The sequence below is a fragment of the Clostridium sp. BL-8 genome (assembly GCF_002006495.1).
GTDB lineage: Bacteria > Bacillota > Clostridia > Clostridiales > Clostridiaceae > Clostridium.
Genome location: NZ_LZZL01000202.1, coordinates 1 through 1,082, shown reverse-complemented (window position 1 = coordinate 1,082; position 1,082 = coordinate 1). Strand labels below are relative to the sequence as shown.

At 28.7% G+C, this 1,082-nt stretch carries 2 protein-coding genes and 1 pseudogene; all 3 read left to right on the top strand.

Annotated features, from left to right (window positions below; translation table 11 throughout):
- Window positions 1-137: pseudogene (locus CLOBL_RS28870) on the top strand (MarR family transcriptional regulator); the annotation flags it as partial.
- Between the two features lie 65 nt (window positions 138-202).
- Window positions 203-400 carry a hypothetical protein gene (locus tag CLOBL_RS27215; protein WP_242953946.1) on the top strand — a complete coding sequence of 66 codons (198 nt, stop codon included), beginning with the start codon at window positions 203-205 and terminating at the stop codon, window positions 398-400.
- Window positions 401-547: 147 nt separating this feature from the next.
- Window positions 548-787, top strand: coding sequence for a hypothetical protein (locus CLOBL_RS27210; RefSeq protein ID WP_179117855.1), 240 nt, complete (start codon window positions 548-550; stop codon window positions 785-787).
- The last annotated feature ends 295 nt before the right edge of the window (window positions 788-1,082 follow it).

Sequence of the window (1,082 nt, the reverse complement as noted above, 5' to 3'; positions counted from 1 at the left end):
TCTATCATTCTATTGTAAATAATATGGTTGAAGATGAACTACAAAATGCCTCCGAACATGAATTGGAGTTTTTGTCAAACTTTTTGTCGACCCTGATAAACAAGGTTAAATTTTTTAATGAAAATTTTGATGAATAAAAATTTTAGGCAAGCGTATGGTTGCTATACTCATTCTTATTATAATTAAGTTAGGCGGTGTTAACATGAAAAGAAAAAGATCATCAAAGCCATATATGGCTTCTGATAATAGTGAAATAAGTGAGCGGAGGTATAAGCAAATACTTGAAGCTGATGAAAGGACTTTGTGGGTTATCTATAATTCTTTAGCCTCATGCGTTCCATTTGGTTTTTACCCATATGAATGCCCAATATTTCCACCAGTAAATTCTTTTAATAAATAATAAGTTGGAAAATAATAAAATTGATAAACTCTAAAAAAGTAAGATGAATAAACAATTGTATCCATGTGTATGGCTACTATACTCATTTTCAGTATAATTAAGTTAGGAGGTACTAGCATCAAAAAGAAAAAATCATCAAGGCTATATATGAGTTATGATAATAGTGAAATGACTGAGCAAAAGTATATACGTAAAATACTTGAAACTGATGGACGAAGTTTATGGGCTGCTGAATTGAGTTTATGGGCTATATATAATTCTTTAGCAGCATGTGTTCTCTTTGGTTTTTACCCATATAAATGTCCAATATTTCCACCAGTCAATTCTTTTAATAATAAGTTTGAAAATAATAAAATTAATAAACTCTTAAAAAAGCAAGATGAATAACTGATTGTATCCAAGCGTACAGTGACCATACGCTTTTTGCCTATAATTTTATATAAAGGATTAGTCGTATATTAAAAATATGAGTTATTCTTGGAGAAAAAGCCTATTCTATAAAGTGAAGAATATTTAAGCGTTATATATAAATTAAAGGTATTATTTTCACCATTTAAAACGATGCAATGAGAGGCTCTAAATATCATAATTAATGTAAAAAGAGACCATATCACACTTTAAGGAGAAACTATATAAATGAATCAATTACATAACGAACGCGAAAGAACCTATATTCAAAAAT

What these genes read in the sequence shown, in the direction of transcription:
- CLOBL_RS27215 (WP_242953946.1), top strand. Translation starts at nt 203, where the DNA reads ATGAAAAGAAAAAGATCATCAAAGCCATATATGGCTTCTGATAATAGT.
- CLOBL_RS27210 (WP_179117855.1), top strand. Translation starts at nt 548, where the DNA reads ATGAGTTATGATAATAGTGAAATGACTGAGCAAAAGTATATACGTAAA.